The following is a 13,209-nucleotide window of genomic DNA, read 5'->3' as shown; positions in this document are numbered from 1 at the left end:
GGGCGGCAACGGGCGGCTCGGGGGCGGTCGGCCCGGGGGCCGCCGGCGGCGTCGCGGCGCTGCCCCGCAGGTCCCCACTGGTCTCGGCCTCGACTTCGGCGCGCCGCTCGTTGAGCCGCGCCTCCATCCGGTTCAGCTTGTTCCCGAGCCGGCCGAGCCAGCCTTCCCGCTTCGCCATGTCGCTTCCTTCCCCCGCCCCCGTCTACGGGCACACCCCGAAGACCGTACACGCGAGGAGCCCCGCACCGTGTGGCGGTGCGGGGCTCCACGAGGTTGAGCGTGCTTCTAGTACCAGCCGTTGGCCTGGTGGAAGCTCCACGCGCCACAGGGGCTGCCGTAGCGGACGTTCATGTAGTTCAGGCCCCACTTGATCTGCGTGGCGGGGTTGGTGCGCCAGTCCGCGCCGGCCGTGGCCATCTTCGAACCGGGCAGCGCCTGGACCAGACCGTAGGCGCCCGAGGACGAGTTCACGGCCTTGTAGTTCCAGGTGGATTCCTGGTTGATGATGTTCGAGAAGCACTGGAACTGGCCGGCCGGGACCATCTGCTGGGCGATGGCCTTGACCTGGGCGACCGTGTAGGAGCTCTGGACGGCGAAGTCGCCGGCGTCGCGGGCGGCGGAACGGCTGGCGACCTCTTCCTTCGCCTCGCGCTCCTTCTTCGCCTTCTCGTCGGCGGCCTTCTGCGCTTCGGCCTTCTTCGCCTTGGCGTCCTCGGCGGCCTGGAGGCGGGCGGCCTCCTCGGCCGAGCGCTTGGCGTCGGCGTCGGCGGCGTGGGCGATGGTGTCGGCCTGCTGCGTCAGGGACGCGCTCTGGACCTGCGCCTGATCGCCGACCGGGATTTCGGCAAGGAGAGTCGCGCCGGAAGCGGTCGTCTCGAGATCGTTCGTGGGGTCGCCGGTGGCAACGCCCACGACTGCGCCGACGGTGGTGACCGCGGTGGCCGAAGCCACGGCGAACCCCCGGACCGAGATCCGGCTCACACGGTGTCCTTCCAGCAGCGTCCGCAGTGACCGCGCGGGCGCAAAAGTGCCCCTCGACTCTGGCCTCCGTGGTTCTACGGTCACTGGAGGCGCGGGCCCGTGGGCAACTCCCTCGCGGGGGCTGCTCCGTGAAACTCCGGGCGGCATACGGCATTCGACTGTGGAGTTGTGGTGCTGCGTGTACCTCACGGGAGATACAGATGTGCCGTATGCGGGGCCTGACGGAAACCAGACTCTGCCGGAACGCGACACCGCAAGGCAATTCTCCGTTGCGTGGGAAAGGTCACACCTGGCATGTCGCCGTCGATTTCGCCAAAGGGCTGTGCAGCACGACGCCGCCCGGCTAGGCTCTCGGGCCTTTGCCGGGCGGCGCCAACTCGCCTTCCCGCTATGAGGTTTTTGACCGTTTCGACTGCCCGGAAGCAGGCCCTCGGGGTCAGAGCGTTTCGAGCATCTCGGTGACCAGTGCGGCGATCGGGGAGCGCTCGGACCGCGTGAGCGTGACGTGCGCGAAGAGCGGATGTCCCTTCAACTTCTCGACCACGGCGACGACTCCGTCGTACCGGCCGACCCGCAGGTTGTCCCGCTGGGCCACGTCGTGGGTCAGAACGACCCGCGAATTCGCCCCGATCCGGGACAGAACGGTCAGCAGGACGTTCCGCTCCAGCGACTGGGCCTCGTCCACGATCACGAAGGCGTCGTGCAGCGAACGACCGCGGATGTGCGTGAGCGGCAGGACCTCCAGCATCCCGCGGTTCAGCACCTCCTCGATGACCTCGCGTCCGGCGACCGCCGAGAGGGTGTCGAAGACCGCCTGCGCCCAGGGGCTCATCTTCTCGGAGGCGTCCCCGGGCAGGTAGCCGAGGTCCTGACCGCCCACCGCGTACAGCGGCCGGAAGACCATCACCTTCTGATGCTGCCTCCGCTCCAGCACCGCCTCCAGGCCGGCGCACAGGGCCAGCGCGGACTTTCCGGTGCCGGCCCGGCCGCCCATCGAGATGATCCCGATCTCGGGATCGAGGAGGAGGTCCAGGGCGATGCGCTGCTCGGCGCTGCGGCCGTGCAGCCCGAAGGCCTCGCGGTCGCCGCGTACGAGCTTCACGTTGCCGTCCGCGGTGACCCGGCCGAGCGCCTTGCCGCGCTCGGACTGCAGGACCAGTCCGGTGTGCACGGGCAGTTCGGCGACCTCCGGCACGTGGAGGCGCTCCTCCGAGTAGAGGAGGTCCACCTGTTCTCCGGAGAGGGCGACCTCGCTCATGCCCGTCCAGCCGGCATCGGTGATCGCGAGCTCCGCCCGGTACTCCTCCGCGATCAGCCCCACGGAGGAGGCCTTGATGCGCAGCGGGAGATCCTTCGAGACCACCGTGACGTCGTAGCCCTCGGCCTGCAGATTGCGGGCGACGGCGAGGATCCGCGAGTCGTTGTCCCCCAGTCGGAAGCCGGCGGGCAGGACACCCGGGTCGGAGTGGTTGAGCTCGACACGCAGGGTGCCGCCCAGATCGCCCAGCGGGATGGGGGCGTCGAGGCGACCGTTGCGAACCCGGAAGTCGTCGAGCAGGCGCAGGGCCTGACGCGCGAAGTAGCCGAGTTCGGGATGGTGCCTCTTTGCCTCCAGCTCGGTGATCACCACGATCGGGAGCACGACCTCGTGCTCGTCGAAGCGGGTGATCGCGTTGGGGTCTGCCAGCAGGACGCTGGTGTCGAGGACGTAGGTCCGCCTGTCGGGCAGGCGGCGCTTTGTGCTGGTCACCACGGAAGGACGTACCCCCTCGGAAGAGGTCGGGCCATGAAGACCGGACCGGTCATCGGCACCCATGCCGGGGCCGATTTCCGGCCCTCCCACTCCGTCCGTGCGAACCGCACGTGCGTCCTGGTGCAAAGGGCCTCCCGGGCGGACGACCCCATGCCGTCCGCTGAGACTCGACACCCGTGGATCGGGCATCGACCTGAGAGGGATATTCCCCGATCAGGCCAGGCCATGCCATGGCATATGACGGACGCTCGGTGAATCCCTGGTGAAGGGTTCCGGGAGGGGGCCGAGGGGAACCTGCGACGGCCCGCGGGGGGCCTGCGGGCTCAGGTGCCGTAGCGCCGGTGGCGGGCCGCGTAGTCGCGCAGGGCCCGCAGGAAGTCGACCTTGCGGAAGGCCGGCCAGAACACTTCGCAGAAGTAGTACTCGGAGTGCGCGCTCTGCCAGAGCATGAATCCGGACAGCCGCTGCTCGCCGCTGGTGCGGATCACGAGGTCCGGGTCGGGCTGACCGCGCGTGTAGAGGTGCTCGGCGATGTGGTCGATGTCGAGGATCTCGGCGAGCTCCTCGAACGAGGTGCCCTTCCGCGCGTGCTCCAGGAGCAGCGAGCGGACCGCGTCCGCGATCTCCTGCCGGCCGCCGTAGCCGACGGCGACGTTGACGAGTATCCCGTCGACGTCGTGGGTGGCCTGCTCGGCCTCCTTGAGCACCGTCTGCGTCCCGGCGGGCAGGATGTCGAGGTTGCCGACGTGGTGGACGCGCCAGCGGCCGTCCGCGGCGAGGCCCCGCACGGTGTTCTCGATGATGTTGAGCAGCGGGCGGAGCTCGACCTCGGGCCGGTCCAGGTTGTCGGTGGACAGCATCCACAGGGTGACGACCTCGACGTCCGTCTCGGTGCACCAGCCGAGCATCTCGGAGATCTTGTCGGCTCCGGCCTGGTGGCCCTGCTCCGTCGTACCTCCGGACGCCTTCGCCCAGCGACGGTTGCCGTCCAGGATGACGCCGATGTGCTTGGGCGCCGCGTCATGGTCGAGGCGGCCTTCCACCCGGCGTGCGTAGAGCCTGTACACCAGGTCGCGCAGCTTCACGATCTTCCAGCCCCTCCGTGCAATGCCCCCGTGCCAATTGCGGTCTCCCCCGAGGCGGCCACATTACTGCGCGGCGGGATGGGGTACCCAACTCGGTCTGTCACAAGTCCGTGATAGGGAGGACAACGTGACTGATACCAATCCCTATCGGGCAGAGCCCTCGCGCTACGACTCCATGGAGTACCGGCGCACGGGCCACAGCGGCCTCAAGCTCCCCGCGATCTCCCTCGGCCTCTGGCACAACTTCGGCGACGACAAGTCCCTGGAGTCCCAGCGGGCGATCCTGCGCCGCGCCTTCGACCTCGGCGTCACCCACTTCGACCTGGCGAACAACTACGGGCCGCCGCCCGGCTCGGCCGAGCTGAACTTCGGCAAGGTCTTCGCGCAGGACTTCGCGGCCCACCGCGACGAGCTGATCCTCTCGACCAAGGCCGGCTACCTGATGCACCCCGGCCCGTACGGCGAGTGGGGCAGCCGGAAGTACCTGCTCAGCTCGCTCGACGCCTCTCTGAAGCGGATGGGCGTGGACTACGTCGACATCTTCTACTCGCACCGCTTCGACCCGGAGACCCCGCTGGAGGAGACCATGGGCGCCCTCGCGTCCGCGGTCCAGCAGGGCAAGGCGCTGTACGTGGGCGTCTCCTCGTACACGGCGGAGCAGACGGCGGAGGCCGTGCGGATCCTGCGCGACATGGGCGTGCGCCCCCTCATCCACCAGCCCTCGTACTCCATGATCAACCGCTGGACGGAGGAGGACGGGCTGCTGGACACCCTGGAGGACGCCGGGATGGGGTGCATCTCCTTCGCGCCGCTCGCACAGGGGATGCTGACCGCCAAGTACCTGAAGGGCATCCCCGCGGACTCGCGCGCCGCGCAGGGCAAGTCCCTCAACCCGGACCTGCTGTCGGACGAGGTGCTGCGCCGGCTGGCCGGGCTGAACGAGATCGCGGCCCGCCGCGGCCAGTCCCTGGCCCAGCTGGCACTGAAGTGGGTGCTGCGCGACGACCGGATGACCTCGGCGCTGATCGGCGCTTCCAGCGTGAAGCAGCTGGAGGAGAACGTGGCCGCGCTGGCGTCCGCGCCGCTCTCCGAGGCCGAGCTGAAGGAGATCGACTCCTTCGCGGTGTCCACCCCCGGCACCAACATCTGGGCCCAGCGCGGCTGACCTGCGCATTCGCCTCGACGCCCTGGGAAACGGCGGAGAAACGAAAAACGGGCCGGTCCGTGGGGGGGATACGGACCGGCCCGAGGGGGGGGTTCCACCATAACCCTTCGTAAAGCATGCTGCGTGCATTGGCGCGCCACGATTACGCTCCGAAACCGCCCAGCAGCACTCCGGTGAGTGCTCCGGCCGCCATGAAGGGGCCGAAGGCGAAGCCCTGGTCGCGGGTCCCGGAGCCGCGCAACAGCAGGCCGAGCCCGTGGAGGGCCCCGTAGAGGAGGCCCAGGAAGGCCCCTGCCGCCCATACCCCCCACCCGTACCACCCAAGAGCGACCCCCAGCGGGAGCGCCAGCTTGACGTCGCCGAAGCCCATGCCGGCGGGGTTGATCAGGTGCAGCAACAGGTACGCGGCTCCGAGCGCGCCGCCGCCGGAGAGTGCGAGCCGCCAGTCGCCTCCGGCGCCGGGCAGGAGGGCGGCCGCACCGAGCCCGGCGGCGACCGCGGCGGCGAGCGGCAGGGTCAGCACGTCGGGCAGCCGGTGCACGGCCCGGTCCACGAGCGCGAGCAGCACGACCACCGGGGCGAGCCCCACGTAGGCCACCGCCTCGGGCCGCGCCCCGACGGCCGCGCCGAGCACGGCGCAGAGCGCCCCGGCGAGGGCGGCGAGGGGGACGGAGCGCCTGCCGTAGGCGTGCGGGGCCGCGGACCCGGGGGGCCGGCCGCCCGAGCCCTGCACGACGGCCTCCGCGGGAACCCGGCAGCGGGCGGGGCCGAGCCAGCCGCGCAGCCGGTGCCCCTGCGGGCAGCGCTCACGCCAGGGCTCCCCCGGCTCGACGGAGAACCGGTACACGGCCCGCGGCAACAGCCATCCCGCGGTGGCGCCGTAGCCGGCGGCAAGAACGATCACGGCGACACCCATGCCGCGACGGTAGCGCCCACGGGTCCCGCTGCGCGGGGCATCTCCCCGCTTCGAGGACCCACGGGCCTGAAACCGCCCTCCGGGCGAGGCCACGTGCAGGCCGGCGCCGGCCTGCACGTGGCCTCGCCCGGCGTTCGAGGCGCGGGTCCGGGGCCGATCTTGAAGCCCGGCCGGCGACTGGGCGGGGGGGCCGCGGGCAGCGCCCCCTCAACGCACGCCCCCTACCCTGACCGGATGGCGAACTGGCGGGACGGCACCGGCACCCTGCACATCGGCGCGGCCCGCATCCCCCTGGAGGTCGCCGCCTCCTACCGGGCCCGCACCCGGGGGCTGCTCGGCCGGGACGGGATCGAGGGCGCGCTGCTGCTGACCCCCGCCGGGAGCGTGCACACCTTCCGGATGCGGTTCGCGATCGACGTGGCCTACCTCGACCGGAACCTCCGCGTCCTCGCCGTGGTCACCATGCCCCCCGGCCGCCTCGGCCTGCCCCGCATCCGCTCGCGCCACGTCCTGGAGACGGCGGCCGGCGCCATGGCCGGCTGGGGGCTGCGGGCCGGCACCACCGTCAAGGCGGACGTACCGGGGCGTCTCACGCACGGCTAGGCGGTGCCCGTCCGCGGCAGTAGGTTGGGGCGGTTGAGCTGGGGCATCAGGGGAGCGGCATGACGGAGAACGCGCGGATCAAGGCGCTGGAGCAGATCATGCCGGCGACGCACGGCGCCGACGAGGACATCGACTGGCCGGCGGCGGAGGCCGCCTGGGGAACCCGGTTCCCGGCCGATTTCATCGCATTCATGGGCCGGTTCGGCGCGGGCTCCATCAACGGCGAGGCGAGCATCCTGCTGCCGCTGCCCAAGCCCGGACTCCAGTGGGATCCGGCCGAGATGGCCGAGGAGACCGAGAACGCCCGGCAGGCCTGGGAGGCGGTGGGCGGTCGCGCCGCCTTCGACGTGGACCCGGAGGCGATCATCGCCTGGGGCGTCACCGGCGGCTCGGACATCTTGTGCTGGCTCACCTCCGACCCCGACCCGGACCGGTGGCCGGTCCTGGTCTGCGGGCGGCACACCGCCGACTCCTTCGCGGTGTACCCGTACGGCATGGCCGAATTCCTGTACCGGCTCTGCTCCGACGAGTTCGACGTGAGCCCCGTCAGCATCACCTTCTGGGACGGCGGCCACCTCAGCTTCGTGCACTGGCGCAAGGCCCAGCGGCGCTGGCAGGAGGGCCGCAACCCGGAGACGGGCGAGCCCGACCCGTACGCCGGCGAGTTCGCCGACTAAGCCCCTCGGGCCCCTCGGGCCCGCACCCGCCCGCAGCCCGTTTCCGCGACCGGAAACGGGCTTTTCGGCAGGTCTACGCGCGTCCGATTTACCGATCACATATCGGAAAACACCAGCCGGAAAAGCCGCACTTGGAGCATTGACCACAACTGCACCCCCAATGCAATCAACCACCCCTTCGTCGGGAGAGAATTCCGGCCAACGGGCACATCCAGATACACCTCGGCCCGGAGCAACCCATAAGTAACAACGAGATTCAAAAGAAAATCAGGGGAATACACCCGTGCGACGAAGAATGTTCGGCACGACCGCCACCACGGTCGTGCTCGGCCTGCTGATGCCTCTGTCCGGATGTGGTGGCTCCGGAGACGGTGCAGGTGACGGCGGTACGCTGCGCCTGGTGGCCGCCGAATACGGCGACAGCGACAGCCCGGCCACCGGTTCCAAGCCTTACTGGGACAAGATGACGGCTGATTTCACGAAGGCCAATCCCGGAATCAAGGTCGACGTCAAGCTCCTGCCGTGGGCCGACATCGACCGCGAGGTCTCCCGCATGGTCAAGGCCGGCAAGGCGCCGGACGTCGCGCTCATGGGCTCTTACTCCGATTTCGCCGCCCAGGGCCAGCTCTATCCCGCGGACGAACTCCTCTCGGTCACCGCCGAGGCGAATTTCCTCCAGCCGCTCGCCGACGCCGGCACCGTCGGCAACACCCTCTACGGCCTGCCCTTCGTGGCGAGCAGCCGCCTCCTCTTCTACAACCAGGCGCTCTTCACCAAGGCCGGCATCAAGGAACCCCCGAAGACCTGGTCCGACCTCAAGGCCGCCGCGAAGGCGCTCAAGGACAAGGGCGTGGCGTACCCGTACGCCCTGCCCCTCGGCCCGGAAGAGGCGCACGCCGAGGCAATGATCTGGGAGCTGAGCAACGGCGGCGGCTACGCCGACAGCGCCGGCAACTACGCCCTGGCCTCCGAGCAGAACATCAAGACGTGGAGCTGGGTCAAGGAGCACATGGTCGCCACCGGCTACACCGGCCCGACCCCGCCCTCCAAGCTCAACCGCGCCGACGCCTTCGCCGCCTTCCTGCGCGGCGAGGTCGGCATGCTCAACGGCTACCCGTCGCTCGCCTACGAGGCGCGCGGCAAGGGAATCGGCGTCGGCACCATCGCCATGCCCGTCTCGGACAACCTCGGCGTCGGGGAGAACCCGCCGGCCGTCGGCGTGGCCGACTGGATGATGGCCTTCAAGCAGAACGGGAAGCGCGCGGAGATCGCCAAGTTCCTGGAGTTCATCTACCAGGACAAGAACCTGACGGAGTTCGCCAACCGCTACCGCCTGCTGCCGTCCACCGTCACCGCATCGCGCACCCCGGCCGGCGGCGGTCTGGACAAGAACGACCAGCAGTTCCTGGACGCACTGCGCGGCGCCCAGCTCTACCCGGTCAACGACCCGGCCTGGCTGACGGTCAGCGACACCATCAAGCGCAACATCGGCCGTGCCGTGGAACCGACCGGCGACCCCAAGGCCGTCCTCGAGGACATCGCCGCCCAGGCGAAGGCCGCCAAGAATCACTGAAAGATCCTCGACACGGGACTTCCGCCCCCTGCCGCAGAGCACCCCGTGCGGCACCATGGCCCTACGGCACTTGATCCAAGGCCGCGGCCCCGTCGCCCGCCGAGCACCCACAAGGTGCGCGGGGCGGCCGGCCCCCACCGTCAGCGCTGCTGTCCGTGGTTCGAAGCGAACGCCGTCCGGTACTGCTCGCAGCTGGAGTTCCAGCGCAGGGTGCCCGTGAGCGTCCCGTAGCCCGACCGCGTCACCGACCACTCCACCGCGTACTCACCGGTGTCGCACGCGATCCGCTCGGCGCCCGCGACCTTCTCCCGCCCGGTCGCCGGCTTCCCCGTCAGCTCCTTGCGCACCTGCGCCACCTCGGCCCCCTTGGCCGTCCGCAGCACGGCCCGCACGACGATGGGGTGCGATCCCTCCTTGACCGTCACCGCCTTCTTCACCACCGTCGAGTCCGACACCGACCAGGCGAACTCGTACGAGGGCAGCCACGCCAGCGTCTTGGGGTCGGCGACCTGGCGCTCGTAGTCCGGCGCCGCCGCGGGGCCCGGGCGGGTGACCGTCTTGTACTGGACCCCCGGGTAGAAGCGGAACTGCCCCTCCACCTTGTGCAGCTCGTCCTTGGTCCACATCGACTTCATGCTCTTCTCGCCGCCCGCCGGGTCCTGGACGTACGGCGTCTCCGCGGCCGTGGCCGGCTGGCCGAGGACGGGGGCGAGGGCCGCCGCGGCGGTGGCGAGAGCGAGAGCGGCGAGGCGGGTGCGCTTCATGCCCGGCCCAACGCGGCCCTGCGGCGGGCCGGAACGACGCCGGGCCCGCTTTCACCCGTACGGGAGCGCCCGACGCGTACGGCTGCACGCGCCGCCGTTCCGGCTCCCCGGGCCGGACGGCACCGGAGAGCGGGTGCCTGACGGCGGCGGTACCGGGCGTGGCGCGGCGACCGGCCGGACCTCAGGCCTGACCGGTCTCGAAACGGCTGATCATGCCGCCCTGGGTGACGGTGAAGCGCCATGCGGTGCGCATCTCGCCCCAGGTGTCGTTGCGGTAGCTGACGAGGAGGGAGCGGCCGCCGTCGGACTCGGACTGGACGTCCATGTGACCGCCGGAGTCGAAGATCTCCCGGTCGATCCACTCGTGGAGGTCACGGTCGGAACCGTCGTCGGACATGGTCGCGTCGGGGGTCAGGAGCGCGAGGAAGGCGTCCTTGTCGTGCGCGTTGACGGCGGCGACGAGGGCGCCGACCGCGGGGTCGGACAGTTTGCCGGGGGCGATGGCCACAGGACCCTCCTGAGGGTGCGTACGTGCGTCCGACCAGGGAACAACGCGGGCGGGTCCGCGCGGCCGACCGTCACCCGTTCGCCGGGCGGACGGCGTGTCAGGGGGCGGTGCGGACGGGGAATCCGGTCGGCCGGCCCTGCTTCCCCAGCCAGTCCAGCACCTGGTCGAGGGCGTCGACGGTCTGCGCGCGGTTGCCGCCGCCGTCGTGGAAGAGCACCGTCGGACCGTTGCCGATCTCGCGCTTCACGGCGTCGACGATGGCGGCCGTGCCGGGCTTGCCGAAGTCCTTCGTGTCGACGTTCCAGCCGAGCGGCCGCATGCCGTGCGCGGCGGCGATGCGCCGGCTGTCCGGGGTGAACGCGCCGCCGGGGGCCCGGTAGTACTCCACCTTCGCGCCGCTGCCCGCGGCTTCCTCGATCAGCTTCTTCGCGTCCAGGATCTGCTGCTCCTGGTAGGCGACGGGCTTCTTGTCCATGGCGGTGTCGTGGTCCATGGTGTGGTCGCAGAGCCGGTGACCGGCCGCGACCACCTTCTTGACGAGGTCGGGGTGGGCCTTGGCCTGCGGCCCGACCATGCAGAAGGTCGCCTTGACGTCGTGCCGCCGGAGGACCTCCAGCACCTTCGGGGTCCATCGGGGGTCGGGGCCGTCGTCGATGGTGATGTTGACGGCGTTCCCACCGGCCTCCGACGCGTGGGCTATGCCCTCGGGTATCGCCTGCGGCTGCGACCCGGCGGCACCACCGGAGTCCGCCGGCCGGGACACGTTCTGCTGCGTGGCGGCCTTCCCCGGCTCCACCAGGGTCGCCACCCCCCACACGGTCGCCGCGACGGCGGCGGCCGAGGCCACGACGACGGCACCGGCCCGAATGCCCCGCTTGCTCTCTCCCGTCAAGAACCTCATGAAGTGTCCTCCCCATCCGCTTCGTGGGCGTTCCTTGGATCAGGACGTCCATCACCACCGAGGAGTTCCAGTCAATTGGGCCTTAAATTCCATGTAATGACACCAAAGTGACTGTTGGGCCTTTGGTCCGAATCCCAACTCCCGCCGGATGCAGTCGCAATGGCCCCTCATGAACGAGGAGGCTGGTCGTGAACACAACTGGGTTCTGTCTCTTTGGTCAGCGTCGTGCCCGGATGAGGATGGCAGCGAGGTGGAGTGCTGCCTGGCAGGCGATGGCGAGTTCGTCGCATCGTGCGGCCAGGCCGCGCCACTGCTTGAGGCGGTTGATGCAGCGTTCGACGCTGTTCCGCTGCTTGTAGATCTCGGCGTCGAAGCCGGGCGGGCGGCCGCCTCGGCGTCCTCGCCGCAGCCGGTGGCCGATCTGGTCGGACGGCTGCGGGATGACCGCGCGGATCCCGCGTCGTCGCAGGTGGGGCCGGATGGCTCGTGGCACGCGGATGCGGGCCGTGACCGCTTCGAAGGCGGGTGCGTCGCCGGGCGTGGCCCGCGGTGACGGTCAGGGCCAGGGCCGTGCACGGTCGTCGGCGGCCAGGTGGACCTTGGTGCTCAGGCCGCCGCGTGAGCGTCCGAGGGCGTGGTCGGCGGGCTCGCTGCGGCCTTCGGCCCCTTTTTGCTCGCTCCGGCGGAATGCTGGTGGGCGCGGACGGTGGAGTCGACCGAGACGGTCCAGCCGATGTCGTCACCGGCGTCCGCGGCCACCGGCACGGCGGTCAGGATGTTCTGCCAGGTTCCGTCGACGGCCCATCTGATCAGCCGTTTGTGGGCGGTCTGGAACGGGCCGAGCTCGTCGGGCAGGTCCCGCCAGGGCGAGTTGGTGCGGTACTTCCACGCGATGGCCTCGAGCGTTCGGCGGTGATCAGCCCACCGCCGTCCACGGACCGGATCGGCCGGCAGCAGCGGCTCGATCCGGCCCCGCGTCGCATCAGTGATCACTCATCGGGCAGACACATCCGATCAACTGATCAACCCGTCAAAGAGACACGCGCTAGCCAGGAGACCCCAGCCGGCTGCTCCCGCCGGGCAGTCGGGCCCTGGTCAGATCGTGACCGGGCCGTGGGCGGTGGCGAACTCGACCGAGACCAGGCCCGGTTCCTCATCCTCGACCCAGGTGACGTCGATCTGGTCGAGGGGGTGGTCGGCCGGTTCGCCGAGGAATTCGGCGATGGAGGCGGCGTCGCCGGCGATGGAGACCCCGTGGATGGTGGTGGAGGTGCGCGGGTCGGCGCTCGGGCGCTCCTCGATGGGGACCAACCACTGGAGGAAGTAGGGCAGTTGCGGGTCCTCCAGCAGTTCCAGCAGGCCGATCTGCTTCCACCTCAGGTCGAACCCGTCGGGGCGGACACGGTGGCCCTCGGCCGAGGTGCGGCCGAGGCGGGCCTCGACCGGGGCGATGTCGTCGACGGAGACCACCCAACCGAGCCAGCCGCCGCCCTCGGCGGCGCGGCGCGCGACCGCCTGGCCGAAGGGTGCGCGGTCGGCGGCGGGGTGGTCGAGTGTGGTGACGACCTCGACGTAGGTGCCGCCGCTCAGCGGGAGAATGAAATTGCGTGTGCCGAATCGCGGGTGCACGCCCCCGTCGACGAACCCGGCGCCGAGGGCCGATCCGATCCACTGGACGGTCGAGACGAAGCTGTCGCGGGCCACCGCATAGGACACGTGATCAAGTCGCACTGCGCCAGCATCACCCGACAACCCGCACAAATCCCGACGCCACGCCCGTCGCCCCGGCCGCGTCCGCCGTGGATTCAGCCGTGGAGCGGATCGATCATCGTCATCCCGGCGGGGGAGGCCCGGTCGAAGCCAGGCGGCAGCGCTGCCGCCTCGGCGAGGCCCACGACCCGCCCGATCAGCCGCTGCGGGGCGAGCGCTGCTGCCACAGGATTTCGATCCGGCGCACTTCCAAGAGACAGGCTCTAGCGCCTGACCCAGGGGAGTACGAGGGCGGCGAACGCATCGAGGGCTTCGACTACGACATCACCTGGAACACCGAAGACCCCGGATAACGCCCACACGACGGGGCATCACGACCGGGACCGAAGACGCCGGCCGGGGACGGGTGTGTGCCGGGGCGCTCCCCGCAGGGCGCCGAACGCAATCCCCTCGGCCCTCCGACCCCCCGTCACGTTCGGCGCCCGAGGAGACGCCCCGGCGCGCGCCCGGCGCCACCTCTCCGACCGCCCCCGGCGAAGCCCGCCGCCCCAGCCGCGGGACACGGCCCAGGAC

Annotated in this window: 13 protein-coding genes and 1 pseudogene; 4 read left to right on the top strand and 10 right to left on the bottom strand. The window is 70.6% G+C overall.

Annotated features, from left to right (window positions below; genetic code table 11):
- Positions 1-285: 285 nt before the first annotated feature.
- The 3 genes from PV721_RS33945 to PV721_RS33935 form a co-directional block, all read right to left on the bottom strand.
- Positions 286-981 (bottom strand): transglycosylase SLT domain-containing protein, encoded by a 696-nt coding sequence (locus PV721_RS33945; RefSeq protein WP_319731168.1) that lies wholly within the window; start codon positions 979-981, stop codon positions 286-288.
- A 436-nt stretch (positions 982-1,417) separates the two neighbouring features.
- Positions 1,418-2,734, bottom strand: a complete 1,317-nt coding sequence (locus tag PV721_RS33940) for a PhoH family protein (RefSeq protein ID WP_319731167.1) — start codon at positions 2,732-2,734, stop codon at positions 1,418-1,420.
- Between the two features lie 323 nt (positions 2,735-3,057).
- Positions 3,058-3,819, bottom strand: coding sequence for an isoprenyl transferase (locus PV721_RS33935; protein ID WP_030850457.1), 762 nt, complete (start codon positions 3,817-3,819; stop codon positions 3,058-3,060).
- Between the two features lie 127 nt (positions 3,820-3,946).
- On the opposite strand from PV721_RS33935, the gene mgrA reads away from it, so the two are divergent.
- Positions 3,947-4,984 (top strand): L-glyceraldehyde 3-phosphate reductase, encoded by a 1,038-nt coding sequence (gene mgrA, locus PV721_RS33930; protein WP_319731164.1) that lies wholly within the window; start codon positions 3,947-3,949, stop codon positions 4,982-4,984.
- 142 nt (positions 4,985-5,126) lie between these two features.
- Here the strand turns inward: mgrA and PV721_RS33925 are convergent, their stop codons facing one another.
- Positions 5,127-5,900, bottom strand: coding sequence for an A24 family peptidase (locus PV721_RS33925; RefSeq protein WP_319731163.1), 774 nt, complete (start codon positions 5,898-5,900; stop codon positions 5,127-5,129).
- 234 nt (positions 5,901-6,134) lie between these two features.
- On the opposite strand from PV721_RS33925, the gene PV721_RS33920 reads away from it, so the two are divergent.
- The 3 genes from PV721_RS33920 (at position 6,135) to PV721_RS33910 (ending at position 8,753) form a co-directional block, all read left to right on the top strand.
- Positions 6,135-6,503 carry a DUF192 domain-containing protein gene (locus tag PV721_RS33920; RefSeq protein ID WP_319731161.1) on the top strand — a complete coding sequence of 123 codons (369 nt, stop codon included), beginning with the start codon at positions 6,135-6,137 and terminating at the stop codon, positions 6,501-6,503.
- 59 nt (positions 6,504-6,562) lie between these two features.
- A complete protein-coding gene (locus tag PV721_RS33915) occupies positions 6,563-7,180 on the top strand; it encodes an SMI1/KNR4 family protein (protein WP_319731159.1) in 618 nt (205 codons plus the stop codon).
- Between the two features lie 295 nt (positions 7,181-7,475).
- Positions 7,476-8,753: an extracellular solute-binding protein gene (locus PV721_RS33910; RefSeq protein ID WP_319731170.1), complete on the top strand. Its 1,278-nt coding sequence runs from the start codon at positions 7,476-7,478 to the stop codon at positions 8,751-8,753.
- A 140-nt stretch (positions 8,754-8,893) separates the two neighbouring features.
- Here PV721_RS33910 and PV721_RS33905 read toward each other — a convergent pair whose 3' ends face one another.
- From PV721_RS33905 to PV721_RS33880, 6 genes and pseudogenes are all read right to left on the bottom strand, one after another.
- On the bottom strand, positions 8,894-9,517 hold the full coding sequence (locus PV721_RS33905) for a hypothetical protein (RefSeq protein WP_319731157.1): 624 nt from the start codon (positions 9,515-9,517) through the stop codon (positions 8,894-8,896).
- Between the two features lie 181 nt (positions 9,518-9,698).
- Complete coding sequence (locus tag PV721_RS33900) at positions 9,699-10,025, bottom strand: nuclear transport factor 2 family protein (RefSeq protein ID WP_319731155.1); 327 nt, start codon at positions 10,023-10,025, stop codon at positions 9,699-9,701.
- A gap of 97 nt (positions 10,026-10,122) precedes the next feature.
- A complete protein-coding gene (locus PV721_RS33895) occupies positions 10,123-10,926 on the bottom strand; it encodes a polysaccharide deacetylase family protein (protein WP_319731153.1) in 804 nt (267 codons plus the stop codon).
- 217 nt (positions 10,927-11,143) lie between these two features.
- A pseudogene (locus PV721_RS33890) lies at positions 11,144-11,919 on the bottom strand (IS5 family transposase).
- Positions 11,920-12,021: 102 nt separating this feature from the next.
- Positions 12,022-12,657, bottom strand: coding sequence for a VOC family protein (locus tag PV721_RS33885; protein WP_214939799.1), 636 nt, complete (start codon positions 12,655-12,657; stop codon positions 12,022-12,024).
- Between the two features lie 74 nt (positions 12,658-12,731).
- Positions 12,732-12,863, bottom strand: coding sequence for a hypothetical protein (locus PV721_RS33880; RefSeq protein WP_319731150.1), 132 nt, complete (start codon positions 12,861-12,863; stop codon positions 12,732-12,734).
- Positions 12,864-13,209 lie beyond the last annotated feature (346 nt).

It is taken from the genome of Streptomyces sp. MB09-01 (assembly GCF_033794505.1).
GTDB lineage: Bacteria > Actinomycetota > Actinomycetes > Streptomycetales > Streptomycetaceae > Streptomyces.
Note: the sequence above shows the minus strand (reverse complement) of the source record. Positions and strands in the feature narration are given on the sequence as shown.